The 24,344-nt window shown below is 51.4% G+C and carries 22 protein-coding genes and 1 pseudogene; 12 read left to right on the forward strand and 11 right to left on the reverse strand.

The genetic code is table 11. The features are described from left to right. Positions 1–34: 34 nt before the first annotated feature. Positions 35–430 (forward strand): 8-oxo-dGTP diphosphatase MutT, encoded by a 396-nt coding sequence (mutT, locus tag SBG_RS00630; protein WP_000736068.1) that lies wholly within the window; start codon positions 35–37, stop codon positions 428–430. Between the two features lie 31 nt (positions 431–461). Here the strand turns inward: mutT and SBG_RS00635 are convergent, their stop codons facing one another. Further along, positions 462–1,451, reverse strand: coding sequence for an aldo/keto reductase (locus tag SBG_RS00635; protein ID WP_000559373.1), 990 nt, complete (start codon positions 1,449–1,451; stop codon positions 462–464). Between the two features lie 84 nt (positions 1,452–1,535). Here SBG_RS00635 and SBG_RS00640 point away from each other — a divergent pair, with 84 nt between their 5' ends. Beyond that, positions 1,536–2,477: a LysR family transcriptional regulator gene (locus tag SBG_RS00640; RefSeq protein ID WP_013991355.1), complete on the forward strand. Its 942-nt coding sequence runs from the start codon at positions 1,536–1,538 to the stop codon at positions 2,475–2,477. Here the strand turns inward: SBG_RS00640 and yacG are convergent. The 3 genes from yacG to coaE are packed head-to-tail and all read right to left on the reverse strand — an operon-like array spanning position 2,474 to position 4,038. Then, the gene (gene yacG, locus SBG_RS00645; RefSeq protein WP_001286415.1) at positions 2,474–2,665 is read right to left on the reverse strand and encodes a DNA gyrase inhibitor YacG; all 192 of its coding nucleotides are present in this window, start codon (positions 2,663–2,665) and stop codon (positions 2,474–2,476) included. The genes SBG_RS00640 and yacG overlap by 4 nt on opposite strands. A gap of 9 nt (positions 2,666–2,674) precedes the next feature. Next, on the reverse strand, positions 2,675–3,418 hold the full coding sequence (gene zapD, locus SBG_RS00650) for a cell division protein ZapD (RefSeq protein WP_000557438.1): 744 nt from the start codon (positions 3,416–3,418) through the stop codon (positions 2,675–2,677). Next, a complete protein-coding gene (coaE, locus tag SBG_RS00655; RefSeq protein WP_001270916.1) occupies positions 3,418–4,038 on the reverse strand; it encodes a dephospho-CoA kinase in 621 nt (206 codons plus the stop codon). Before coaE ends, zapD begins: the two co-directional genes overlap by 1 nt. Positions 4,039–4,263: 225 nt before the next feature. Here coaE and SBG_RS00660 point away from each other — a divergent pair, with 225 nt between their 5' ends. Further along, the gene (locus SBG_RS00660) at positions 4,264–5,307 is read left to right on the forward strand and encodes a GMP reductase (RefSeq protein WP_001217355.1); all 1,044 of its coding nucleotides are present in this window, start codon (positions 4,264–4,266) and stop codon (positions 5,305–5,307) included. 30 nt (positions 5,308–5,337) lie between these two features. Here the strand turns inward: SBG_RS00660 and hofC are convergent, their stop codons facing one another. The 4 genes from hofC to nadC all read right to left on the reverse strand — a co-directional run bounded on the left by hofC (position 5,338) and on the right by nadC (position 9,477). After that, positions 5,338–6,540 (reverse strand): protein transport protein HofC, encoded by a 1,203-nt coding sequence (gene hofC / locus SBG_RS00665; protein WP_000216786.1) that lies wholly within the window; start codon positions 6,538–6,540, stop codon positions 5,338–5,340. Continuing rightward, positions 6,530–7,915, reverse strand: a complete 1,386-nt coding sequence (gene gspE, locus SBG_RS00670; protein WP_000650616.1) for a type II secretion system protein GspE — start codon at positions 7,913–7,915, stop codon at positions 6,530–6,532. Before gspE ends, hofC begins: the two co-directional genes overlap by 11 nt. 9 nt (positions 7,916–7,924) lie before the next feature. Then, on the reverse strand, positions 7,925–8,362 hold the full coding sequence (ppdD, locus tag SBG_RS00675) for a prepilin peptidase-dependent pilin (RefSeq protein WP_000414992.1): 438 nt from the start codon (positions 8,360–8,362) through the stop codon (positions 7,925–7,927). Between the two features lie 221 nt (positions 8,363–8,583). Beyond that, the gene (gene nadC, locus SBG_RS00680; protein WP_001135142.1) at positions 8,584–9,477 is read right to left on the reverse strand and encodes a carboxylating nicotinate-nucleotide diphosphorylase; all 894 of its coding nucleotides are present in this window, start codon (positions 9,475–9,477) and stop codon (positions 8,584–8,586) included. 87 nt (positions 9,478–9,564) lie between these two features. On the opposite strand from nadC, the gene ampD reads away from it, so the two are divergent. After that, a complete protein-coding gene (ampD, locus tag SBG_RS00685) occupies positions 9,565–10,128 on the forward strand; it encodes a 1,6-anhydro-N-acetylmuramyl-L-alanine amidase AmpD (RefSeq protein ID WP_000923238.1) in 564 nt (187 codons plus the stop codon). Then, the gene (ampE, locus tag SBG_RS00690) at positions 10,125–10,979 is read left to right on the forward strand and encodes a beta-lactamase regulator AmpE (RefSeq protein ID WP_000172031.1); all 855 of its coding nucleotides are present in this window, start codon (positions 10,125–10,127) and stop codon (positions 10,977–10,979) included. Before ampD ends, ampE begins: the two co-directional genes overlap by 4 nt. A gap of 91 nt (positions 10,980–11,070) precedes the next feature. On the opposite strand, the gene SBG_RS00695 is transcribed toward ampE, so the two are convergent. The 3 genes from SBG_RS00695 to aroP all read right to left on the reverse strand — a co-directional run bounded on the left by SBG_RS00695 (position 11,071) and on the right by aroP (position 14,964). Further along, positions 11,071–12,021, reverse strand: coding sequence for a glycoside hydrolase family 43 protein (locus SBG_RS00695; RefSeq protein ID WP_000024789.1), 951 nt, complete (start codon positions 12,019–12,021; stop codon positions 11,071–11,073). Beyond that, complete coding sequence (locus tag SBG_RS00700) at positions 12,021–13,427, reverse strand: glycoside-pentoside-hexuronide (GPH):cation symporter (RefSeq protein WP_000357532.1); 1,407 nt, start codon at positions 13,425–13,427, stop codon at positions 12,021–12,023. Before SBG_RS00700 ends, SBG_RS00695 begins: the two co-directional genes overlap by 1 nt. Before the next feature lie 163 nt (positions 13,428–13,590). After that, a complete protein-coding gene (gene aroP / locus SBG_RS00705; RefSeq protein WP_085928779.1) occupies positions 13,591–14,964 on the reverse strand; it encodes an aromatic amino acid transporter AroP in 1,374 nt (457 codons plus the stop codon). A gap of 400 nt (positions 14,965–15,364) precedes the next feature. Between aroP and tssD the strand changes: the two are divergent. The 7 genes and pseudogenes from tssD to aceF all read left to right on the forward strand — a co-directional run bounded on the left by tssD (position 15,365) and on the right by aceF (position 24,194). After that, positions 15,365–17,147: pseudogene (gene tssD, locus SBG_RS00710) on the forward strand (type VI secretion system tube protein TssD). Between the two features lie 2 nt (positions 17,148–17,149). Then, entirely contained in the window at positions 17,150–17,440 is a 291-nt protein-coding gene (locus SBG_RS00715) for a bacteriocin immunity protein (protein ID WP_000481663.1), read from the forward strand. Between the two features lie 171 nt (positions 17,441–17,611). Next, positions 17,612–17,956, forward strand: coding sequence for an HNH endonuclease signature motif containing protein (locus SBG_RS00720; RefSeq protein WP_231845619.1), 345 nt, complete (start codon positions 17,612–17,614; stop codon positions 17,954–17,956). 2 nt (positions 17,957–17,958) lie between these two features. Then, entirely contained in the window at positions 17,959–18,213 is a 255-nt protein-coding gene (locus SBG_RS00725) for a bacteriocin immunity protein (protein ID WP_000471922.1), read from the forward strand. Positions 18,214–18,702: 489 nt separating this feature from the next. Then, positions 18,703–19,467, forward strand: coding sequence for a pyruvate dehydrogenase complex transcriptional repressor PdhR (gene pdhR / locus SBG_RS00730; protein WP_000331768.1), 765 nt, complete (start codon positions 18,703–18,705; stop codon positions 19,465–19,467). A gap of 159 nt (positions 19,468–19,626) precedes the next feature. Then, entirely contained in the window at positions 19,627–22,290 is a 2,664-nt protein-coding gene (gene aceE, locus SBG_RS00735; RefSeq protein WP_000003856.1) for a pyruvate dehydrogenase (acetyl-transferring), homodimeric type, read from the forward strand. 14 nt (positions 22,291–22,304) lie between these two features. Further along, a complete protein-coding gene (gene aceF / locus SBG_RS00740; protein ID WP_000963576.1) occupies positions 22,305–24,194 on the forward strand; it encodes a pyruvate dehydrogenase complex dihydrolipoyllysine-residue acetyltransferase in 1,890 nt (629 codons plus the stop codon). Positions 24,195–24,344 lie beyond the last annotated feature (150 nt).

The following is a 24,344-nucleotide window of genomic DNA, read 5'->3' on the forward strand; positions in this document are numbered from 1 at the left end:
CAGGCGACTGCGCTTTTTTTATGGATATAACACGATGAAAAAACTACAGATTGCAGTCGGAATTATTCGTAATCCGAACCACGAAATATTTATCACCCGGCGCGGAGCCGATGCACATATGGCGAACAAACTTGAATTTCCTGGCGGAAAAATTGAAGCCGGGGAAACACCTGAGCAGGCATTGATCCGGGAATTACAGGAAGAGGTGGGGATCACGCCCACGCAGGTAACCTTATTCGACTCTCTGGAGTATCAATTCCCGGACCGCCACATCACGCTATGGTTCTGGCTGGTAGAAAGCTGGGAAGGAGAGCCGTGGGGAAAAGAAGGGCAGGCGGGACAGTGGATAGCACAGCATGCACTGAAGGCGGACGACTTTCCGCCCGCGAATGAACCTGTTATTAGTAAATTACGCCAGATCGCGCAGTAATGGGGATCGCAACGCGACCCCCTCGATCTGATTATCGATTTAATGTGGACATAATTTCTGGCCAGTATCGGTCGCCGGCCGCAGCGTTGTAAGGGAAAACCATGTCAATCGCGGTCATCTCTTGCGGGCTGAGGGTTAGCAATAATGCGCCAAGATTATCATCCACTCTGGCGCAATGACGGGTGCCGGGAATGGGAACAATATGCTTGTTGCGGGCCAGCAACCACGCCAGCGCTAATTGTGCGGGCGTACAGCCTTTTTCGCGAGCCATCTGTTTTATTTTTTCAACCAGACGTAAATTACGCGAGAAATTTACGCCCATAAATCTGGGATTATTGCGACGGAAGTCATTCGCAGCGAAATCTTCTGGCGTTTGTATCGTACCGGTCAGAAAGCCGCGTCCCAATGGACTATAAGCGACGAACCCTATACCCAGCCGTTCACAGGTAGAAAGCGTTGAAAGTTCCGGTTCGCGGGACCAAAGCGAATACTCACTTTGCAGCGCAGTAATCGGATGGACATTATGGGCGCGCTCCAGCGTTTGCGTCGAGGCTTCTGATAACCCAAGATAACGAACTTTTCCCTCGCGTACCAGGTCAGCCATCGCGCCGACGGTCTCCTCTATAGGTACATATGGATCGATGCGATGTTGATAATACAGATCAATATGATCAACGCCCAGGCGTTGCAGGCTTTGTTCACAACATTGGCGGACATACTCCGGTCTGCCATTGACGCCGCGCGCCATAGGATTGGCCGGGTCCAGGACAATACCAAATTTTGTCGATAAAAATACCCGGTCGCGACGGTAGGCGATAGCTTTCCCGACTAATTGTTCATTGGTAAAAGGACCATACATATCTGCGGTATCGAGCAGCGTAATCCCCTGATCTAACGCATAGTGCAGCGTTTTAATCGATATGTTGTCGTCATGAGCACCGTAAAAAGCACTCATACCCATACAACCCAGCCCGATGGCCGAAACTCGCGGTCCGTTTGGACCTAATGTACGATAGTGCATAATGCCTCCATGGGAATCTTTGCGCATGGCAAGCAGTCTATACCTGGCGTATAACGTGAAAAATCAGGGGAATCAGCATGGTTTATGAAGGCTGGCTTAATAATGCGTCATGATGTGATGTCTATATTGCATGCTTTTTGCGTGATAGCTGAAAATCATAGCTTCACGCGAGCAGCGGCACAGTTAAATATTTCCACTTCGGCGTTAAGCCAGAATATGCGCCAGCTGGAGAATGAACTTGGCGTTAAATTGCTGAACAGAACCACCCGACGTGTTGGATTGACTGAAGCAGGACATGCCTTCCTTGTCGGTATCAAGCCCGCATTAACTCATATTAATAATGCAATGGAGAATGCCCGCCAGAGCCGCGATATTCCCGGCGGGACGTTACGACTGACCGTGCCACGTACGGCGGCTACGCTCCTGTTACAGCCTAATATCAGCGGCTTCATGCGCGATTATCCCGATATCCGCCTGGATATTGATGTGAATGACAGCTTTGTTGATTTAATTCACGAACGTTTTGATGCCGGTATTCGTTTTGGCGATGCGGTACAACGTGATATGAATGTCGTTCCGCTCGGTGAGCCTTTACGCCCAACGATTGTGGCATCGCCTGCCTATCTTGCGCATTTTGGCACGCCACAGCATCCTCAGGATCTTGTGAATCACCGTTGCCTTTGCCATCGTTTTACGCGTGATAGTGGAATGTATCGGTGGGCGTTTGTTCGTGGAACACAACAGCTGGAGATGACGCCGGACGCGGCATTAGTGGTGAATGATAAAGCGCTGCGCCTCTCTGCGGCGCGTGATGGAGCAGGATTAACCTACGTTTTCGCGCAGGATGTTCATGAAGACTTACGGGATGGGCGGTTGTGTTCCGTACTTGAAGAGTGGTTGCCTGGGGCGGACCGGTTTTATTTGTATTATCCCGGCCGCATGCATATGGCACCAAAACTACGCGTGTTTATTGATTATTTTTGTCACAAGGCAATATTGCCGTATCAAGAGAGGCATAACCGTTAGCGGTCTTCGCTCCAGTCGTCGCTATCGGACTGGTCGCCGCGACTGGCGATTCGCTTCTCTTCGGCAGCCCATTCGCCTAAATCAATTAACTGACAACGTTTAGAACAGAATGGGCGGAAAGGGCTGGTCTCTCCCCAGACGACTGCTTTACCACAGGTCGGACAGTTTACGACGGTCACGTCAGACATTTTTACTCCTTAACAACAGGCCAGTTCAAAATCAAGCCGCTCCGGTACCAGACCATGTTCACTATCCAGCGGCATAAAGCGGATGGCAAACCGGCTCTTATGGCCGGAAATTTGCGGATAAAGCTGGGAATCAAGCGTTAGTATGAGGCGCAGTAAGTCGGCGTCGTCCCCATTATCCTGATAAAAACCGTTCAGACTGGTTTGCTTACGGAAGGGCGCTGAATTACGAATCAGATCAAGAACCAGATTCAGCGCCTGTGTGAGGGGATTCAGACTGGCAAGCCAGGTTTCAACCTGGGCGTCGCGCTGCGGTTGTGGCAGATGTAACCAGATATGCAGCGTGGGCAAATCAAAACTGCAGCAGCCGCCCGGAATGCTTAAACGCTGGCGCACCAGAGCAATCAAGCGATCCTCTCGAAGTTGCTGACCAATTCTCGGTGCGGAGATCAGCACGCTGCCTGCGGATTTTAACTGTTGGCGCAGGGCTTCAATGCGCTCTTGATCAACACCGGGGACTTCAACCCAGGCCTGGAGTTTACGCTGTTGGCGCTCCAGTTCCTTCAACAGTTCGGTACGGACTTCGCCACGTTCGAACACATCCAGCAGGTCGCCGATATTACGGAAAAAATGCAATGCGCCAGCATGATCTGCGATTGGCAGGTTGATGGAGATCTGTTGGATCAAAAACTCTATGCGCAGCCACGTACGCATCTTCTCATTGAGAGGGTGTTCAAAAAGGACCTGGGTGTGCATTACGGTTTTTCCTGTGAGACAAACTGCGACGCGAGTTTAAGATAACTGGCGTGCAGGCGGGCAACATCTGATGCGATAGCATCCGGTGCGCCATTATTATCAATAACATCGTCTGCCACTGCAAGACGCGCTTCACGCGTCGCCTGGGCGGCAAGAATATGTTTAACATGCTCGCGCGTAACTTCATCGCGCTGCATTGTGCGCTTAAGTTGTGTTTCGGGCGTAACGTCAACCACAAGGACGCGGTTGGCTTGTTGATATAGCCCATTTTCAACCAGCAGGGGCACAACCCATAGCACATAGGGCGACGTCGCTTGTTGAAGCTGTCGCCGGGTTTCCTGCTGAATTAAGGGATGAAGCAAGGCATCAAGCCAGGCTTTCTCTTCCGGATGTGAAAAAATACGCTCACGTAGCGCCCGACGACGTAACGTGCCGTCGGAGGCGATAAGTTCAGAACCAAAATGTTCCGCTATCGCATTGAGGGCTGGCTGTCCTGGCTCGACCATCTGGCGCGCAATAATATCGGCGTCGATAACGGTGATTCCGAGGTCAGCGAATGCATCGGCAACGGTGCTTTTACCGCTGCCAATGCCGCCGGTTAAGGCTACGGTATACCTCATATCTCCAGCTTCCGGAATTTTAGTTTGATAATCAAAAGGTTAAATTTTGAACATGCTAAGACGATACGGTCTGAACATTAACCTACTCATCGCCAGGTAAATTTATGGGATTGTAACGTAAAAAAAGAGAATTTCGCAGTCTTGTACGACCATGATTAGTGCGTATGATAGCGTCACTGGAGTTGTGAGTTTCGATTTTTCGCCATTAACCCCAGGAATCCGCACATGCGTATTGAAGAAGATTTGAAGTTAGGTTTCAAAGACGTTCTTATCCGTCCTAAGCGTTCTACCCTCAAAAGCCGTTCCGATGTCGAACTGGAGCGTCAATTCACCTTTAAACACTCAGGTCAAACCTGGGCTGGCGTGCCAATTATCGCAGCAAATATGGATACCGTCGGGACGTTTGAAATGGCGCAGGCGTTGGCTGAATTCGATATTCTGACCGCCGTACATAAACACTATACCGTTGAAGAGTGGGCCGCTTTTATCAACAATGCTACGGCTGATGTTCTGAAGCATGTGATGGTTTCCACCGGTACTTCTGACGCTGATTTTGAAAAAACCGTCCAGATTCTGGCGCTGGATCCTGCGCTGAATTTTGTCTGCATTGATGTGGCTAATGGTTATTCAGAACATTTTGTCCAGTTTGTCGCGAAGGCGCGTGAAGCGTGGCCGACGAAAACCATTTGCGCAGGTAATGTCGTGACCGGCGAAATGTGCGAAGAGCTTATCCTCTCCGGCGCCGATATCGTGAAAGTGGGGATTGGTCCCGGTTCCGTATGTACGACGCGTGTTAAAACCGGCGTCGGCTACCCACAGTTGTCGGCGGTTATCGAATGCGCTGATGCGGCGCATGGCCTGGGTGGAATGATCGTCAGCGATGGCGGCTGCACCATGCCTGGCGATGTAGCGAAGGCGTTTGGCGGCGGCGCGGATTTCGTCATGTTAGGCGGAATGCTGGCGGGCCATGAAGAGAGCGGCGGTAAAATCGTGGAAGAAAATGGCGAAAAATTTATGCTGTTCTATGGCATGAGCTCGGAGTCCGCAATGAACCGTCATGTTGGCGGTGTTGCGAAATACCGCGCGGCAGAAGGTAAAACGGTTAAACTGCCGCTACGTGGGCCGGTGGGGAATACCGCGCGCGATATCCTGGGCGGTTTGCGTTCAGCCTGTACTTATGTCGGCGCGTCTCGCCTGAAAGAGCTGACCAAGCGCACTACCTTTATTCGGGTACAGGAACAAGAAAACCGTATATTCAATCACCACTAATATTTCGGCTGGCGTAATAGTGCGCCAGCCTTATCCCATTCCGCTCATCGCATCTCCCAGGTGAAAAATCGGCAAATACATCGCGACCACCAGCGTACCGATAATGAGGCCGGTAATGATCAATAAAGCGGGTTCCAGTAGTGACGCCAGATTGTCTGCCAGCGCCAGAGTCTGTTCACTGTGGTGACGGGCAAGGTTATGCAACATGATATCCAGTGAGCCGGACACTTCGCCCGTTCTGACCAGTTGTAGGCATAGCGGACTAAATTCTTGCGCATTTTTCATCGCCAGCCAGATCGGGTTTCCTGCACCGATCTCCTGATGTACCTGTGTTAAACGTTGCGACCAGTAAGGGCAGCCGAGACTGTCGATAGCGCTTTCCAGCCCCTGAAGAAAAGGAATGCCTGCGCTTTGGGTTAATGCCAGAACGGTAAATATTTGCGCTAATTTCTGTCCTCGCACCAGTCGCCCCATGACGGGAATCCGTAGTAGAAGACGCTGGCGCTGCGCCTGCCAGGTCGGTTTGTGTTTTATCATTTGGTAGGCAATAACAAAGACAACAGCCAGCAACAGGCTAAACCAGCCCCAGGACGAACACCATTGCGCTATTGTGATAATGCTGCGCGTCAGGAGAGGGAGTGGCGTATTGAAGCTACGGTAAATGGCGGCAAATTCCGGCAGAACAAAGTGCAACATAGCGAAAATGACCAGGGCGGCTAACGCCAGAATAATGGCGGGATAGCGTAGCGCCTTTTTAACGCTAACGGTAATCTGCCGTTGCGCTTTCTGCTGATGAGCCAGTTCAAAACAGCATTCAGCCAGTTTACCGGTCAGTTCTCCGGTACGAATCATTGTCTGGTAGAGCGGCGGAAATACTTGTGGCCAGGGTAACAATGTGCTGGAAAAAGGAACACCTTGTTCGAGATCGCGGGCCAGTGTGCGCAGCAGTGCTTGCCATTGTCGGTGGGGATGCTGTTCAGCAAGGAGTTCAAGTCCCTCAGAAAGTGTTAGTCCGGCATGAAGGAGCGTGGCAAGTTGATGAATAATTTCAGCGCTTTTTTCTTCTTTCCAGAGTGTAGTGTTAACGCCCAGACGTTTTAGGCGTAGCGGCATAATATGCTGGTGTTGTAGTGCGATAACCAGCGCGAGGCGATTATCCGCCCATAAGTCTCCCTGCTCCGGCTGGCCTTTGTCATTAATGCCTTGCCAGTGCCAAAGCTGTTTAACAGTCATGGGGCATCCCCAGAACGCGTACTATCTCTTCAAAGGAGGTGATGCCTTGGTCTACGGCGCGACAGCCATTTTCAAAAAGCGTTCCTGTACCGGTCTGTTGGAGGTGGGTTTCCAGTGCTTGCGCCGATGCGCCGCTGGCAATTAACTGGCGTAATGCCGGGGTAACGGTTAGCACTTCGAATAACGCGGTTCGGCCATAAAAGCCGTGGTAACAATGCTGACAGCCGCTTGCCTGCCAGCGTGGTAGCGCGCTGGGCCAGAGAGCAGGCGCCAGTATCACGGGATCATCCAGGCGCTGCTTGCAGTGTGGGCACAGCTTTCTTACCAGGCGTTGCGCTACTACCAGTGTAAGCGCCGATGAAATCATCCAGCGTGCTACCCCCATCTGTTGCAAGCGTATTAGCGTCTCGCTGGTGGAGTTCGTATGTAGCGTTGAAAGTACCAGATGGCCCGTTTGCGCCGCTTTAATGGCGATTTCTGCGGTGTCACCGTCGCGAATTTCACCCACCATGATGATGTCGGGATCCTGGCGTAATAGTGCGCGCAGTACATTTTGAAAGGTGAGCCCGGCCCGAGGATGGATTTGCGTCTGGTTAATACCGTCCAGCGGAATCTCTATCGGATCTTCTACGCTACAGAGGTTGATATCCGGTGTATTTCGGGTTTGTAGCGCGCTGTATAACGTGACTGTTTTTCCGCTACCGGTGGGCCCCGTCACCAGTACCAGTCCCTGAGGCTGCTGCAGGGCTTGCATAAAGGCGGTAAATTGTGCGGTGTGCATTCCCAGCGCGTCCAGCGCCAGCGTTTGATCAACCTGACGCAGTAAACGTAAGACGACTTTTTCGCCTTCTTTACAGGGAAGCGTGGCGATACGAAAAGAGATGCTGTCGCCCGTAAGTTCAACGGTAAACTGTCCGTCCTGTGGCAGTCGGTGTTCGGCGATGTCCAGATTTCCCAGGACTTTCAATCTGGCCGTCAGCGCAATGCCCCTCTCTTTGGCGATATCCTGCAGAATATGCAGAACGCCATCGATACGGAGCCTTATCCGGTAGCGGTTGGCGGTGGGTTCAAGATGAATATCGGAGGCGCGTTTCGCCATTGCTGAGCGTAATGTCTGATTGAGAAGTTGGGCGGCGGTTTCTCCATCTTTCGCGGCGTTTACCGAAGACATCTGATGCTGCTTATGTAAATGATTCTCCATTTGCTGGCGGGTCCAGCACACAATATCGATCTGTTTTTGCGTGGCGAAATGCAAGGCGTCGAGTAATTCATGAGAGGGGGCGTCGACCACTGCAACGGAGATGCTGCTATTGTCGCTGTTCATCAGTACGGCCTGATGACGTTGGCACAATGTGTTGAGCTGCGCGTCTTTCATTTTGTCTCCTTAGTTGGCGTCAAAACGAAAGACATCTTCACAAGCCTGTTGTAGTGCACTGTCACTTTGAATATTGCAGTTACGCGTCCAGCCAGTCATGCCGTTAGCGTTGTCCCAGGCAGGTGTCATGATAACGCTAAGTCCGTTCAGGCTCTCCTGGCCAGTAAGCGTGATGACGCCTTTTTCCACGCTCATACCCGAAACATAATGGGTGACGACGGGCGAGGGGATACCGTTGGCGCCTGCGTTACATGTGGTCGTTCCGCCATGCTCCAGCGCGCAGAGTTCGACGGCAGTACGGTAGGGGACAAAAGTTTGCAACATGTCCGTTAGCGCCGCTTTACGTAGATAGTTCTGGTAAGCCGGAATGCCGATAGCGCTTAAAATGGCGATGATGCCAATAACGACCATCAGTTCGATAAGCGTGAAACCGCGTTGTTTTTCCATTGTTCGCTCCTTGAGTTAGCTGGCGTTACTTTGGCAAATGCGGGAAAAACGGACGAGCGACAAAAAGTAAAACGGGAACGCGGATTCTGAAGATTTTCGTGGCGTTACATGATAAGACAACGGTATTGCGAGGCGTCACGACGATATTGCCGAATGACGATGTAGAACTGCGGGCAGGTGAGAGGTAGGCCCGACGGTGTAGCGCCATCGGGCGGTGAGGATCAACGAAAACGCATGGAGAGATCGAGCGCGCGTATGTGCTTGGTCAGCGCGCCAACAGAGATAAAGTCGACGCCGGTTTCGGCAAATTCGCGTAAGGTTTCCGCGGTCACGTTACCGGACACTTCCAGCCGCGCCTGGCCGTTGGCACGTTTCACTGCCTCGCGCATGTGGTCGGTGTCGAAATTATCCAACATGATGATATCCGCGCCCGCTTTCAACGCCTCGTCCAGTTCATCCAGATTTTCGACTTCCACTTCTACCGGCACATCCGGATGTAGCCAGAACGCTTTTTCCACCGCCTGACGGACAGAGCCGGAAGCAATGATATGGTTTTCTTTAATCAGGAACGCGTCAGTAAGGCCCAGACGATGATTGGCGCCGCCACCGCATAAGACGGCATATTTTAGTGCGGTACGCAGGCCTGGCAGCGTTTTACGCGTATCGAGCAACTGGGTTTTGGCGCCTGCCAAAAGCTCGACGTAGCGGCGCACTTCGCTGGCGACGCCTGAAAGCGTCTGGACAAAGTTTAACGCTGTGCGCTCGCCAGTCAGTAAGACGCGGGCAGGGCCGTCCAGTTCAAACAGTGTTTGATTGGCGTGTATGGCGTCGCCGTCCTCAACATGCCAGGTGAGACGTACATCGTCCCCCGCCAACTGGATGAAGACCTCTTCAACCCAACGTTTGCCGCAGAAAACGCCGTCTTCACGGGTAATCACCGCGGCATGAGAATGCGTATCCTCCGGCAAAAGCTGCGCGGTGATATCGTTGCCGGCATCGACTTCTCCACCTAAATCTTCACGCAGCGCCTGAGCGACGGCGGCAGGGATATCCAGATTAATGCGTTCCAGTAGCGCGTCACGTCGGTCGTCTGGGTTATAACGGCGAGGCGGCATGATAAAACTCCAAATTGCTAACGAATCATAAGGTGGAAACATGCTACTCTGAAGCAGCGATAAGCACCACTCAAAAGGAGGCTCCGTATGTTGCTAGATAAGGGTTGGTTGGTAGAGGCGCGGCGCGTCCCTTCTCCGCATTATGATTGCCGCCCGGATGACGAAATTCCTTCATTGCTGGTGGTGCATAATATCAGCCTGCCTCCCGGCGAGTTTGGCGGTCCGTGGATCGATGCGCTATTCACCGGAAAAATAGATCCTGACGCCCACCCTTTTTTCGCAGAAATCGCACATCTTCGCGTTTCGGCCCATTGTCTGATTCGCCGGGACGGTGAAATCGTCCAGTATGTGCCTTTCGATAAACGGGCGTGGCATGCGGGTGTGTCAAACTATCAGGGGCGGGAACGCTGTAATGATTTTTCCATTGGTATCGAGCTGGAGGGCACGGATACGCTGGCCTATACCGACGCGCAGTATCAGCAATTAGCCGCCGTGACGCGTACGCTTATCGCGTACTATCCGGCCATTGCCGACAATATGACCGGGCACTGTAACATTGCGCCTGACCGCAAAACGGATCCTGGCCCCGCCTTTGACTGGGCGAGGCTTCGCGCTTTGGTCGCCCCCTCGTCGCACAAGGAGATGACATGACGCTGTTTACGACATTACTGGTGCTGATTGTCGAGCGCCTGTTTAAACTGGGAGAACACTGGCAATTTGACCATCGGCTGGAAGCGCTTTTCCGGCGGATAAGGCGTTTTTCAATGTGGCGCACGATGGGGATGACGGCGGCGGCGATGGCGGTGACCTTTCTGCTGCTCCAGGCGTTAAAAGGGCTGCTATTTAATGTGCCGACTCTGGTGGTGTGGATTTTACTGGGCGTGCTGTGTATCGGCGCGGGTAAAGCGCGGGTGCATTATCACGCGTGGCTGAAAGCGGCGTCGCGTAACGATCCGCATCCTTGCGAGGCGATGGCCAGCGAGCTTACGCTGATTCACGGCGTGCCGCCGGAGTGCAATGAGAGAGAGTTTTTGCGCGAGTTGCAAAACGCGCTGTTATGGATAAATTTCCGTTATTACCTCGCTCCGTTATTCTGGTTTATCGTCGGCGGTCCGTGGGGGCCGGTGACGCTGGTGGGCTATGCATTTTTACGGGCCTGGCAGACATGGCTGGCACGCTATCAGACGCCGCACCAACGTTTGCAATCCGGCATTGACGCCATTCTCCATGTGCTGGACTGGATTCCGGCGCGTCTGGCTGGCGTAGTGTATGCATTACTGGGACATGGCGAGAAAGCATTGCCGGCCTGGTTCGCTTCGCTGGCGGACCTGCATACTTCGCAATATCATGTGCTTACGCGTCTGGCGCAATTTTCACTGGCGCGCGAGCCGCATACTGACAAAGTCGAAACGCCAAAAGCAGCGGTATCGATGGCGAAGAAGGCCTCGTTTGTGGTGGTGGTGATTATTGCGTTGCTCACCATTTATGGGGCATTAGTGTAGCGTTGTGCCGATGGCGCTAACGCTTATGCTGCCTACAATGGAAAAATCTGTAGGCCCGGTAAGCGTTAGCGCCACCGGGCAGTGCAACGGCTTAGATCGTATCGGCTGGCGGCACGCCAAAATCAGGCATCCCGTTTTCGTCCCAGCGCACCCGTTTCAGACGCGTATGGCGGTTGGGATCGTACAACGGATCGCCTTCAATTTCGGTGTAATTTCTCGCGTGGTACACCAGTACATCTTCACCTTCCGGCGTTTGCGTAAAGCTGTTGTGTCCCGGCCCATACTGGCGATTCTCATAGCTGGTGGTAAAGACCGGGCGCGGTGATTTATGCCAGTTGGCCGGATCGCGCGGATCGTCGTTTACGTTAATCCACAGTAACCCCATACAGTAGTTTTCATCGGTGGCGCTGGCCGAATAGCTGATAAACAGCTTGTCGCCATGTACCACGACGGCCGGACCTTCGTTAACCCAAAAACCCCGACACTCCCAGTCGTACTCTGGCTTACTGAGTCTTACCGGCTCGCCTTTAAGCGTCCACGGATTTTCCAGTTCAGCCAGATAAATATTTGAGTTACCGGCAATATCCGGCGCTTTTTGCGCCCACAGATACCACTGTTTTCCCTGATGATAAAAGGTGGTGGCATCCAGAGCGAACGTATCAAACGGCGTTTTAATTTGGCCTTTTTCATGCCAGATGCCGGTGAGCGGATCGGCATCGACGCACTCAAGGGCAAACATGCGGTGCTGGAACATATTCAGGTTATCCAGCGCCTGGGTATGCGCTGCGGCAAAGTATATGTACCACTTACCGTTGATGCGGTGAATTTCCGGCGCCCAGATCAGTTCGCTCATTGGGCCGGTTTCCGGCTTACGCCATACCACGACGGGGCTGGCGGCGCGCAACCCTTCCAGCGAATCAGCCCGGCGGATTTCCAGCCTGTTATATTCCGGCACGGAGGCAATAAAGTAGTAATTGCTGCCGTCGCGTAAAATAAACGGATCGGCACGTTGTTCAATAAATGGGTTTGGCCAGTTTGCCATTAGACATTCCTTACACGTTCAGCAGCGTTGAGTTCCTGCAACTCATTCAATTCACGGTAATTAGTGCGGCGTTTTTCCAGGTCGTCCTGGATTTTTTTCATCAGTTCACGGTCAACTTTCAGCAAACGAACTACGCCGGCGGTAATCAGATAGCCAACGCCGGGGATAACGGTAAAAAGCAGCATAATACCGTTCATCGCTGAGGCGCTTTGCGCTTTAGCGCTGGCGTCATACCCGTACCAGGAAAGCAAAAAGCCGACCATCGCCCCGGCAATCGCCAGGCCCAGTTTCAGGAAGAACAGATTACCGGAGAAGCTAATACCGGTAATGCGTTTGCCGGTTTTCCATTCGCCGTAATCATCGACGTCCGCCATCAGCGACCAGTGCAACGGGGAAGGGATCTGATGCAGAATATTGAGCAGGAAGTAGAGCGCCACTATCATCACGGTAGCTTTCGGATCAAAGAAATAGAACGCGCAGGAGAAAATCGCCAGCGCGATATTGGTCCAGAAAAATACCTTCAATTTACACCAGCGATCGGTTAAGACTTTTGCCAGCATACTGCCGATCATCATACCGACCACGCCAAGGCTAATAAAAAGCGTAGCGAAATGGGTGCTTTGTCCCATCACCCAGGTGACGTAATACATGGTCGCCGCCATACGGATAAACCCCGGGCAGACGTTACATAAGGTCAATAGCAGAATGCGTACCCATTGATCGTTTTTCCACACGTCTTTGAAATCATTCTTCATATCATCGTGCGTCGGAACGGCAGGGCGAACGCGTTCGCGGACGCTGGCAAAGCAGAACAGAAACATACCCATGCCGATAATTGCCAGCACGGTCATCGCCAACTGATAACCTTTGGCTTTGTTGCCGCCGCCAAACCAGTCCACCATCGGCAATAGCGTTAACGATAACAGCAGCGTCGCAATGCCGACTAACACAAAACGATAAGACTGACAGGCTACGCGCTCTTTCGGATCGTTAGTGATCACGCCGCCCAGGGAGCAATAGGGAATATTGATGGCGGTATAGGTGAGGGAAAGCAGAAAATAGGTGACGAAAGCATAGACAACTTTGCTGTTATAGCCCCAGTCCGGCGTCGTAAACATCAGAACGCTGAACAGCGCGTAGGGAAATGCAATCCACAGTAGCCAGGGGCGGAAACGACCATATTTACTTTGAGTACGATCGGCAAGCGCGCCCATCACCGGATCGGTAACGGCATCGATAACGCGTACTGAAAGGAGTAAAACACCGACTAACGCCGGGGCAAGACCAAAAATATCCGTATAAAAATAATTAACAAACAGCATGATAGCGCCAAAAATAATGTTACATCCGGCGTCGCCCATGCCATACCCGATTTTCTCTCTTACCGAAAGTCTGCCCTTATCCATTGAGACTTCTCCCCATCAGATGATGGCGGTAATTATTCGCCTGCGAGCTTTTTTTTGCGTAGCAGGATCACGCCGCTGATATGGATAAAATGGTTATACGTGGGAAACTGTGAGGCAGATAACACCCTCCCCGGACGGGGAGGGCGGAAAAGTAACGCCACGATCAGTGGGCTTTCACCGTTTTTGCCGTTTTTTCTTTACACAGGTAGCCGACGCCCAGGACAAGCAGCCATACCGGAATCAGCCACACCGAGATCGCCATACCCGGCGTCATCAGCATAATGATCAATACCGCCGCCATAAACAGCAGACAGAGAATGTTGCCGAGCGGATAAAACAGGGCCGGGAAGCGGGTTTTAACGCCCTGTTGCTGTTTCGCGCGACGAAACTTCATATGGGCAAGGCTAATCATTGCCCAGTTAATGACCAGCGCGGAGACCACCAGCGCCATTAACAGTCCGAACGCGGATTCCGGTGCCAGGTAGTTGATCAGGACGCACAACGCGGTGACGATCGCCGACACCAGTATGGTGTTGACCGGCACGCCGCGTTTATCGACGGACAGCAACGCTTTCGGCGCATTTCCCTGCTGGGCCAGGCCGAACAGCATACGGCTGTTGCAGTAGACGCAGCTGTTATAAACCGATAGCGCGGCGGTGAGCACCACGATATTCAGCGCATTGGCAACAAATGTATCGCCCAGTTCATGGAAGATAAGGACAAATGGGCTGGTGTCCGCTGTTACACGGGTCCATGGCAGTAGCGAAAGCAGAACCGCCAGCGAGCCGATATAAAAAATCAGGATGCGATAGATAACCTGATTGGTGGCTTTGGGAATGCTCTGTTCCGGGTTATCGGCTTCAGCGGCGGTGATCCCCACCAGTTCCAGGCCACCGAACGAAAACATAATAATGGCCATCATCATCACCAGGCCGGTCCAGCCATGCGGCAGAAAGCCGCCCTGTTCCCACAAGTTGCGTACGGTCGCCTGCGGACCAGCGGTATCGCTGAAGAGTAACCATGCGCCGAAAAGAATCATGGCGATGACGGCGATCACTTTGATAATGGCGAACCAAAATTCCATCTCGCCGAACACTTTGACGTTGGTCAGGTTAATGGCGTTAATGACGACGAAGAAAAGCGCCGCCGAGGCCCAGGTGGGGATTTCCGGCCACCAGAACTGAATATATTTACCGACGGCGGTCAGTTCCGCCATCGCGACGAGCACGTACAGCACCCAGTAGTTCCAGCCGGAAGCGAATCCGGCAAAACCGCCCCAATATTTATAGGCGAAATGGCTAAAAGAGCCGGCGACCGGTTCTTCAACTACCATTTCCCCCAGCTGACGCATAATCAGAAAAGCAATAAAGCCTGCAATCGCATAGCCCAGAATAATCCCCGGCCCCGCCGACTGGATAACGGAGGCGCTTCCCAGGAACAGGCCTGTTCCTATCGCGCCGCCCAACGCGATAAGCTGAATATGGCGGTTTTTCAGGCCGCGCTTGAGCTGCTCGCCGTGCTGCTGACTGTCCATCATAAAACCTCGTGTATGGTGCGCTGTTTATTCATGCCGCGCTTCTTTTGAACGATGCAGTAGTGCGTGTGTAAGTTTGCAATTCCGCCTTTTGTATTGATTTATTTACAGTGAAGTTTTATTAAATATCACTATCACTCTTTTGTCTTGGTAAGAATAATGGTATGTGACTGCGAATGCACCTGCTTTGTGCAGGGGTGATGACGAGTTGCGTAAAAAGAAAGCACTTGTAAACCCTTTTAGCATTACTCACTTTATTTTGCATAGCATGTGATGTGCGGAGAAATCTTAGCAGTGAGCAGACCAATAAATAGAATATTCAGAACGGTGTTATTTTATTGACATCGTCAGCGGGGGAGGCGTTTAATTTATATTCGGATGTCGTAAAATGGATTTTTATAAAGTGAGCGATCTGGTTTACCTGAGAATAACAGGTGAGAAACAAGGAGATATATCCTCTGGTTGTGGATCGTATGCGTCCATTGGAAATCGTTGGCAAATTGGCCATGAAGATCAAATTCTGGCATTCTCCTTACTGAATACGCTAGCCAGCACTGGTAATTCTGTTAACTTACAATGGCTTAAGTTTTTAAGCTTATCGATAAAAGCTCTCCTCTGCTCTGTAACGCGATAAATCAGAATGAGCGGTTATACATTGAAATAGATTTTTATCGGATAAACAGAACGGGCAGATGGGAACGCTATTTTTATATTCAACTGAGGAATGCATCGTTAACAAATATTCATACAACCGTCGCAAATAATAATTTTCACACCGAATGTATTACCGTCGCATATGAATATATTCTCTGTAAACATCTCATTGCGAATACTGAGTTTAGTTATCTGGCGTTTCCTGCTGACGATAACGGCATGTTTATTCCTCATAAGGTTATTCCCGCCCACAAGTCTGAACCTGACGTTAAGCCTGTTACGTCACAACCACCCTCACCGCCACGGATCACGCCAGTGTATGCCAAATCCTGCCTGAAAGAGAAAGGATGCACGGATGCCGGAACGACAGAAGAATCTGCTGAGAACTTTGGGCAGATAGCAATCTTTGCGCAACCCCTGGTGGATGATTGTTGCGGATATCGTCATCACCATGCAGATAAAAATATCGCGCACGCGACTGAAGCGGCCGCGCCGCTGGCGTTAAGCGGAACGCTTGCCACCCAGGTGTATGGTGAATGGTCGCTTAGCGGCGTACTCGGCGCGGCAAGAGGTGTGCCATACATCGGGGCGTTAGCCTCTGCGCTTTACATTCCGCTTGCAGGAGAGGGTAGCGCCCGAGTCCCCGGTCGTGATGAGTTCTGGTACGAGGAGGTACTACGTCAGAAAGCGCTGACAGGGAGTACTGCCACTACCCGGGTGCGTTTTTTCTGGCGGGATGATATTCACGGCAGACCGCAAGTTTATGGTGTACATACGGGGGAAGGAACGCCGTATGAAAACGTACGCGTGGCGAACATGCTGTGGAACGATCACGCGCAGCGTTATGAATTTACCCCGGCTCACGGTGGAGACGGGCCGCTGATCACCTGGACGCCGGAGAAGCCCGAAGACGGCAATGCTCCCGGCCATACTGGTAATGATCGACCGCCGCTGGATCAGCCTACCATTCTGGTGACGCCGATCCCGGACGGCACAAATACGTATACCACGCCGCCATTCCCGGCGCCTGATCCAGAAGATTTTAACGACTACATTCTGGTCTTTCCGGCAGATTCTGGTATTAAACCGATCTACGTCTATCTGAAAGATGATCCGAGAAAGCAGCCGGGCGTAGTGACAGGCAAGGGGGCTGAGCTATCGCCGGGAGCCCGATGGCTGGATATGTCGGTGACAAACCAGGGCGACGGCGCGCCCATCCCGGCGCATATTGCCGATAAATTGCGCGGACGAGAGTTTAAAATCTTTGATGATTTTCGAGAGGCGCTGTGGCTGGAGGTGAGTAAGGACCCGGTGTTAATGGAGCAGTTTATAAAAAGTAACCTGATGCCCTTAGACGAGGACGTTCTCCTTTCACATCTGCAGAAGGCTACTATTATGGTCCAAATGAAATCATTAATAAATATCAAATACATCATCTGGTTGCGATTGAGCATGGCGGAGGTGTATATGATATTGATAATTTAAGAATTGTCACACCTTTGCTACACGATGATATTCATTTCAGGAGATAAGCATGTTTAATTTTAAAGAAAAAATAGAAAATTATACAGAGATGGAATTTTTGGAGCTTCTCGGAGAGATTAGGAATGACACTCGTACAGAAAAATCATTGAAAGGAGATGAGCTAGAAAATTATATTGTTTCTATAGTAAATCACTTCATTCATATTACGGAACATCCGGCAAAGGGCGATCTCATTTTTTACCCTGAAAACCCGGGAGATGAGGAACCAGAAAAAATTTTGCAAATCGTCAGAGAATGGCGGCGCTCCCAGGGACTGCCTTTGTTTAAAGACTCAAAGTAAAGTGGATAATAAAAATATTGGGAACATCATCGTATCTGGCTAACCCGATGATGTTCCCGACAAGAGATAACACATTAACGTTTATAAAGAATTTTTAAGGTGCATTGAAATTCTGTTGCATTATTTTATCAGTCTTTGTTTTCATCGGTCGCTCACTGGCTGGATACGTCGGTGACCAATAACGGCAACGGCGCGCCGATCCCGGCGCATATTGCCGATAAATTATGTGGGCGGGAGTTCAAAAATTTTGATAATTTTCGAGAGGCGCTGTGGCTGGAGGTGAGTAAGGACCCGGTGTTAATGGAGCAGTTTTCGGAATTTAACCAGATACGTATTAGTCATGGTTTTACACCTTTCGTACCCGATAAAGGACATTATGTTGGCCCTAAAGAAATTGTTAAGAAATTTCAGATACACCATTTTATTTCTATTGAATATGGCGGTGGAGTATACAATATTGATAATTTACGAATTGTTACCCCCAAACTACATGATGAAATTCACTATAGGAGATAATTATGTTTAAAGAAAAGCTTGAGGATTATTCTGAGGTGGAGTTTCTTGATTTTTTAGGCGGGTTGAGATCATCTTTGAAAGATGGCAAACCTTTGAAAGGTAAAGCGCTGGAAATATACTGGGATTCATTAGTAGATCATTTTGTTGAAATTACACAGCATCCGTCAGGGAGCGATCTTATTTTCTACCCTAAAAATCAGGGAGATGATAAACCCGAAAATATTCTGAAAATCGTCAAAGAATGGAGACGCTCCTAGGGATTACCGTTGTTCAAAGATTCAGAATGAATACTAAACAGAATTTGTCACCTGAAAATCATCGCGTTGTCGCTAAGCAATGATTTTCGCGTCGAGGGGTGACGGTGAAGATCGCTGAGAGGATGATAAACAGTGTAAACAGAAAAGATGAGTAAATATTACCGTTCCCTCCTCCCCCAGTTTAGCCATTTTTACATTTTATGCAAAATAATGAATATTCATGCACATTTATGCATGTTGAATCGGTTCAAATTTAATATTTTTTCGTTTCAATTCCGTTAAAACTACCGCTTTCGTAGTAAATTTAACATTTGTGCGTAGTTACAATTTTGAAACATAATTTCTGTGAAATTGTTAAAATGTGCCGCCTTTACTGATTTCAATCAAAACCTGTATGGACAGAAGGTGAATACTTTGTTACTTTAGCGTCACAGACATGAAATTGGTAAGACCAATTGACTTCGGGCAAATGGCTTAAGACAGGACATCATGGCCTACAGCAAAATCCGCCAACCAAAACTCTCCGATGTGATCGAGCAACAGCTGGAGTTTTTGATTCTTGAGGGGACATTACGCCCCGGAGAAAAACTCCCACCGGAACGCGAACTGGCAAAACAGTTCGACGTCTCCCGCCCCTCCCTGCGCGAGGCGATTCAACGTCTCGAAGCCAAGGGATTGTTGCTGCGTCGTCAGGGCGGCGGAACCTTTGTGCAGAGCAACTTGTGGCAGAGCTTTAGCGACCCGCTGGTGGAGCTGCTCTCCGATCATCCTGAATCCCAATTTGACCTGCTTGAGACGCGCCACGCGCTGGAAGGTATTGCCGCGTATTACGCCGCATTACGCAGCACCGACGAAGACAAAGACCGTATTCGTGAGCTACACCATGCCATTGAACTGGCGCAAGAGTCCGGCGATCTGGATGCCGAGTCCGAAGCGGTACTTCAGTATCAAATTGCCGTCACCGAAGCGGCGCACAACGTGGTGTTGCTTCATCTGCTAAGGTGTATGGAGCCAATGCTGGCGCAAAACGTGCGGCAGAACTTTGAATTGCTGTATGCGCGCCGTGAAATGCTACCGCTGGTGAGTACGCATCGTACCCGTATATTTGAAGCCATTATGGCCGGTAAACCGATCGATGCGCGTGAAGCTTCGCATCGTCATCTGGCGTTTATCGAAGAGATTATGTTGGACAGAAGCCGTGAGGAGAGCCGTCGTGAACGCGCCTTACGCCGTCTGGAACAACGCAAGAATTAGTTTTTTCTGGCAGAACGTTAACCAGAAGATGTTGTTAAAAAAGCGCAAAAATGTGCGCGGCAACTAAACGCAGAACCTGTCTTATTAAGCTTTCCGGTGAAAGCTTAATGGGACAGGTTCCAGATAACTCAACGTATTAGATAGATAAGGAATACCCCCATGTCAGAACGTTTCCAAAATGACGTGGATCCGATCGAAACTCGCGACTGGCTACAGGCGATCGAATCGGTCATCCGTGAAGAAGGTGTTGAGCGTGCTCAGTATCTGATTGACCAGCTTCTTTCTGAAGCCCGTAAAGGCGGCGTGAAAGTCGCGGCAGGTACCGGGGTCAGCAATTACATCAACACGATTGCCGTTGAAGATGAACCGGAGTACCCGGGTAATCTGGAACTGGAGCGCCGTATTCGTTCAGCTATCCGCTGGAACGCCATCATGACCGTACTGCGTGCATCCAAAAAAGACCTTGATTTGGGGGGCCACATGGCGTCCTTCCAGTCTTCCGCGACGATCTATGAGGTTTGTTTTAACCATTTCTTCCGCGCGCGCAACGAACAGGATGGCGGCGACCTGGTATACTTCCAGGGCCACATTTCTCCGGGCATCTACGCTCGCGCCTTCGTGGAAGGCCGTCTGACGCAAGAACAGATGGACAACTTCCGTCAGGAAGTGCATGGCAATGGCCTCTCTTCCTATCCGCACCCGAAACTGATGCCGGAATTCTGGCAGTTCCCGACCGTGTCGATGGGACTGGGTCCGATCGGCGCTATTTATCAGGCTAAGTTCCTGAAATATCTGGAACACCGTGGCCTGAAAGATACGTCTAAACAGACGGTTTACGCTTTCCTGGGCGACGGCGAGATGGACGAGCCGGAATCCAAGGGCGCTATTACCATCGCGACCCGTGAAAAACTGGACAACCTGGTCTTCGTTATCAACTGTAACCTGCAGCGTCTTGACGGCCCGGTCACCGGTAACGGCAAAATCGTTAACGAACTGGAAGGTATCTTCGAAGGTGCCGGCTGGAATGTCATTAAGGTGATGTGGGGTGGCCGTTGGGATGAGCTTCTGCGTAAAGACACCAGCGGTAAACTTATCCAGTTGATGAACGAAACCGTTGATGGTGACTACCAGACCTTCAAATCCAAAGACGGCGCTTACGTACGTGAGCACTTCTTCGGTAAATATCCGGAAACCGCCGCGCTGGTTGCAGACTGGACTGACGAGCAGATTTGGGCGCTGAACCGTGGTGGTCACGATCCGAAGAAAGTTTACGCTGCACTGAAAAAAGCGCAGGAAACCAAAGGTAAAGCGACCGTTATCCTCGCCCATACCATCAAAGGTTACGGCATGGGTGACTCCGCCGAAGGGAAAAACATCGCCCACCAGGTGAAGAAAATGAACATGGACGGTGTGCGTTACGTCCGCGATCGCTTCAACGTCCCGGTTGCAGATGCGGATATCGAAAAGCTGCCGTACATCACCTTCCCGGAAGGTTCTGAAGAGCATAAATATCTGCACGAACGCCGTCAGGCGCTGCACGGTTACCTGCCGAGCCGTCAGCCGAACTTCACTGAGAAGCTGGAACTACCGACCCTCGAAGATTTTGGTGCGCTGCTGGAAGAGCAAAGCAAAGAGATCTCCACCACTATCGCTTTCGTGCGTGCCCTGAACGTGATGCTGAAGAACAAGTCGATTAAAGACCGACTGGTTCCTATTATCGCCGACGAAGCCCGTACTTTCGGTATGGAAGGTCTGTTCCGTCAGATTGGTATCTACAGCCCGAACGGTCAACAGTATACCCCGCAGGATCGTGAGCAGGTTGCCTACTACAAAGAAGACGAGAAAGGCCAGATTCTGCAGGAAGGTATCAATGAACTGGGCGCAGGCGCATCCTGGCTGGCTGCGGCAACCTCGTACAGCACCAACAATCTGCCGATGATCCCGTTCTACATCTACTACTCCATGTTCGGGTTCCAGCGTATTGGCGACCTGTGCTGGGCTGCGGGTGACCAACAGGCGCGCGGCTTCCTGATCGGCGGAACTTCCGGTCGTACGACCCTGAACGGCGAAGGTTTGCAGCACGAAGATGGCCACAGCCACATTCAGTCGCTGACTATCCCGAACTGTATCTCTTACGATCCGGCGTATGCTTACGAAGTGGCCGTCATTATGCATGACGGTCTGGAGCGTATGTACGGTGAGAAACAAGAGAACATTTACTACTACATCACCACGCTGAACGAAAACTACCACATGCCAGCCATGCCGGCAGGCGCCGAGGAAGGTATCCGTAAAGGTATCTACAAACTCGACACTCTGGAAGGTAGCAAAGGTAAAGTTCAGCTGCTGGGATCTGGTTCTATTCTGCGTCACGTCCGTGAAGCCGCAGAGATCCTGGCGAAAGACTACGACGTAGGCTCTGACGTTTACAGCGTAACCTCCTTTACTGAACTGGCGCGCGATGGCCAGGATTGTGAGCGCTGGAACATGCTGCATCCGCTGGAAACCCCGCGCGTACCGTACATCACTCAGGTGATGAACGATGCCCCTGCGGTGGCGTCTACTGACTATATGAAACTGTTCGCTGAGCAGGTTCGTACTTACGTACCGGCGGATGATTACCGCGTACTGGGTACTGACGGTTTCGGCCGCTCTGACAGCCGTGAAAACCTGCGTCACCACTTCGAAGTGGATGCGTCCTACGTGGTGGTAGCGGCCCTGGGCGAACTGGCTAAACGTGGTGAAATCGATAAGAAAGTGGTGGCGGACGCGATCACCAAATTCAACATCGATGCAGATAAAGTTAATCCGCGTCTGGCATAAGAGGTAAAAAAATAATGGCTATCGAAATCAAGGTACCGGACATCGGGGCAGATGAAGTTGAAATCACCGAGATCCTGGTCAACGTAGGCGACAAGGTTGAAGCTGAACAGTCGCTGATCACCGTAGAAGGCGATAAAGCCTCTATGGAAGTCCCGTCGCCGCAGGCTGGTATCGTTAAAGAGATTAAAGTCTCTGTTGGCGATAAAACCGAGACTGGCAAACTGATTATGATTTTCGATTCCGCCGACGGTGCAGCTGACGCTGCGCCGGCTCCGGCAGAAGAGAAGAAAGAAGCGCCGGCAGCGGCACCGGCGTCTGCGGCGGCAAAAGACGTTCACGTGCCGGATATCGGCAGCGACGAAGTTGAAGTCACTGAGATTATGGTCAAAGTGGGCGATACCGTTGAGGCTGAACAGTCGCTGATCACCGTCGAAGGCGATAAAGCGTCGATGGAAGTCCCGGCGCCGTTTGCGGGCACCGTCAAAGAGATCAAAATCAACACCGGCGATAAAGTGTCTACCGGCTCGCTGATCATGGTCTTCGACGTAGCGGGCGAAGCAGGCGCTGCGGCACCGGCTGCGGCGAAGGCCGAAGCAGCGCCGGCGGCAGCCCCGGCAGCCACTGGCGCGAAAGACGTCAACGTTCCCGATATCGGCGGCGATGAAGTTGAAGTCACCGAAGTCATGGTGAAAGTCGGCGATAAAGTGGAAGCTGAACAGTCGCTGATCACCGTGGAAGGTGATAAGGCGTCAATGGAAGTGCCGGCGCCGTTCGCAGGCACCGTAAAAGAGATCAAAATCAATACCGGCGATAAAGTAAAAACTGGCTCGCTGATTATGGTCTTTGAAGTGGAAGGCGCAGCGCCTGCCGCCGCTCCGGCTAAGCAGGAAGCCGCCGCTCCGGCGCCAGCTGCGAAAGCTGAGCAGCCTGCAGCGGCCCCGGTTGCCAAAGCGGAAGGTAAATCTGAGTTTGCTGAAAATGACGCTTACGTTCATGCCACTCCGCTGATCCGCCGCCTGGCGCGCGAGTTCGGCGTTAACCTGGCGAAAGTGAAAGGCACCGGTCGTAAAGGTCGTATCCTGCGTGAAGACGTTCAGGCTTACGTGAAAGACGCGATTAAGCGTGCGGAATCTGCACCAGCGGCTGCTGGCGGTGGTATCCCGGGCATGTTGCCGTGGCCGAAAGTCGACTTCAGCAAGTTTGGTGAAGTCGAAGAAGTAGAGCTGGGTCGTATCCAGAAAATCTCTGGTGCTAACCTGAGCCGTAACTGGGTGATGATCCCGCACGTTACCCACTTCGACAAAACCGATATCACCGATCTGGAAGCATTCCGTAAACAGCAGAACGCTGAAGCTGAGAAGCGCAAACTGGATGTGAAATACACCCCAGTGGTCTTCATCATGAAAGCGGTTGCCGCTGCACTGGAACAGATGCCGCGCTTCAACAGCTCTCTGTCCGAAGACGGTCAGCGTCTGACGCTGAAGAAATACATCAACATCGGCGTCGCGGTGGATACACCGAATGGTCTGGTCGTTCCGGTATTCAAAGACGTGAACAAGAAGAGTGTTACTGAGCTGTCTCGCGAACTGACCACCATCTCCAAAAAAGCGCGTGACGGTAAGCTGACTGCTGGCGAGATGCAGGGCGGTTGCTTTACTATCTCCAGCATCGGCGGCCTGGGCACCACCCACTTTGCGCCGATTGTGAACGCACCTGAAGTCGCTATCCTTGGCGTGTCCAAGTCGGCGATGGAACCGGTGTGGAACGGTAAAGAGTTTGTACCGCGTCTGATGATGCCTATCTCTCTTTCCTTCGACCACCGTGTAATCGACGGTGCTGATGGTGCACGTTTCATTACCATCATTAATAACATGCTGTCTGACATTCGCCGTCTGGTGATGTAAGTCAAAAAGCCGGCCTGACGGCCGGCTTTTTTCTGATAATCTCATGAAGTTTGTGAGGTTATTAGCGAAAGCGATAATTCGTGATCCGTTTGTTGTTTCAAAATTGTTAACAATTTTGTAAGATACGGGCGGATAGAACGACCCGGTGGA

It is taken from the genome of Salmonella bongori NCTC 12419, assembly GCF_000252995.1.
Taxonomy (GTDB): domain Bacteria; phylum Pseudomonadota; class Gammaproteobacteria; order Enterobacterales; family Enterobacteriaceae; genus Salmonella; species Salmonella bongori.

What these genes read in the sequence shown, in the direction of transcription:
- mutT (WP_000736068.1), top strand. Translation starts at nt 35, where the DNA reads ATGAAAAAACTACAGATTGCAGTCGGAATTATTCGTAATCCGAACCAC.
- SBG_RS00635 (WP_000559373.1), bottom strand. Translation starts at nt 1,451, where the DNA reads ATGCACTATCGTACATTAGGTCCAAACGGACCGCGAGTTTCGGCCATC.
- SBG_RS00640 (WP_013991355.1), top strand. Translation starts at nt 1,536, where the DNA reads ATGAAGGCTGGCTTAATAATGCGTCATGATGTGATGTCTATATTGCAT.
- yacG (WP_001286415.1), bottom strand. Translation starts at nt 2,665, where the DNA reads ATGTCTGACGTGACCGTCGTAAACTGTCCGACCTGTGGTAAAGCAGTC.
- zapD (WP_000557438.1), bottom strand. Translation starts at nt 3,418, where the DNA reads ATGCACACCCAGGTCCTTTTTGAACACCCTCTCAATGAGAAGATGCGT.
- coaE (WP_001270916.1), bottom strand. Translation starts at nt 4,038, where the DNA reads ATGAGGTATACCGTAGCCTTAACCGGCGGCATTGGCAGCGGTAAAAGC.
- SBG_RS00660 (WP_001217355.1), top strand. Translation starts at nt 4,264, where the DNA reads ATGCGTATTGAAGAAGATTTGAAGTTAGGTTTCAAAGACGTTCTTATC.
- hofC (WP_000216786.1), bottom strand. Translation starts at nt 6,540, where the DNA reads ATGACTGTTAAACAGCTTTGGCACTGGCAAGGCATTAATGACAAAGGC.
- gspE (WP_000650616.1), bottom strand. Translation starts at nt 7,915, where the DNA reads ATGAAAGACGCGCAGCTCAACACATTGTGCCAACGTCATCAGGCCGTA.
- ppdD (WP_000414992.1), bottom strand. Translation starts at nt 8,362, where the DNA reads ATGGAAAAACAACGCGGTTTCACGCTTATCGAACTGATGGTCGTTATT.
- nadC (WP_001135142.1), bottom strand. Translation starts at nt 9,477, where the DNA reads ATGCCGCCTCGCCGTTATAACCCAGACGACCGACGTGACGCGCTACTG.
- ampD (WP_000923238.1), top strand. Translation starts at nt 9,565, where the DNA reads ATGTTGCTAGATAAGGGTTGGTTGGTAGAGGCGCGGCGCGTCCCTTCT.
- ampE (WP_000172031.1), top strand. Translation starts at nt 10,125, where the DNA reads ATGACGCTGTTTACGACATTACTGGTGCTGATTGTCGAGCGCCTGTTT.
- SBG_RS00695 (WP_000024789.1), bottom strand. Translation starts at nt 12,021, where the DNA reads ATGGCAAACTGGCCAAACCCATTTATTGAACAACGTGCCGATCCGTTT.
- SBG_RS00700 (WP_000357532.1), bottom strand. Translation starts at nt 13,427, where the DNA reads ATGGATAAGGGCAGACTTTCGGTAAGAGAGAAAATCGGGTATGGCATG.
- aroP (WP_085928779.1), bottom strand. Translation starts at nt 14,964, where the DNA reads ATGATGGACAGTCAGCAGCACGGCGAGCAGCTCAAGCGCGGCCTGAAA.
- SBG_RS00715 (WP_000481663.1), top strand. Translation starts at nt 17,150, where the DNA reads ATGTTTAATTTTAAAGAAAAAATAGAAAATTATACAGAGATGGAATTT.
- SBG_RS00725 (WP_000471922.1), top strand. Translation starts at nt 17,959, where the DNA reads ATGTTTAAAGAAAAGCTTGAGGATTATTCTGAGGTGGAGTTTCTTGAT.
- pdhR (WP_000331768.1), top strand. Translation starts at nt 18,703, where the DNA reads ATGGCCTACAGCAAAATCCGCCAACCAAAACTCTCCGATGTGATCGAG.
- aceE (WP_000003856.1), top strand. Translation starts at nt 19,627, where the DNA reads ATGTCAGAACGTTTCCAAAATGACGTGGATCCGATCGAAACTCGCGAC.
- aceF (WP_000963576.1), top strand. Translation starts at nt 22,305, where the DNA reads ATGGCTATCGAAATCAAGGTACCGGACATCGGGGCAGATGAAGTTGAA.